At 60.7% G+C, this 275-nt stretch carries 1 pseudogene; it reads right to left on the bottom strand.

The features are described 5' to 3' along the window. Positions 1-275 (bottom strand): annotated as a pseudogene (locus tag SB719_RS19915) (class I poly(R)-hydroxyalkanoic acid synthase); the annotation flags it as partial.

Here is a 275-nt window from a genome sequence, read left to right as displayed (position 1 = left end):
AGCATGTACTGGACAAAGCTGTTGGTAGCGCTGAGGTCGAAGATGTAGAACTTGTTGATCTGAGGCGGCACGACCAGCAGTGGGCGTGCGTGCTGCTTTTCGCTCATCGGCGAGTACTGGATCAGCTCCAGCAGTTCGTTGCGAAATACCACTGCGCCAGGGGTTGCGGCCAGGTTAACGCCCACTTCAAAGGCGCGCTCGTCCACCTGACGCGGCAGCCCATCGTTGTGACGCAGGTCGTCGAGCAGGTGGGCCACGCCGCGTACCAGGCTCTG

Origin of the sequence: Pantoea sp. SIMBA_079 (assembly GCF_046940275.1) — a bacterium.
Lineage (GTDB): Bacteria > Pseudomonadota > Gammaproteobacteria > Enterobacterales > Enterobacteriaceae > Pantoea > Pantoea borealis.
Note: the sequence above shows the minus strand (reverse complement) of the source record. Positions and strands in the feature narration are given on the sequence as shown.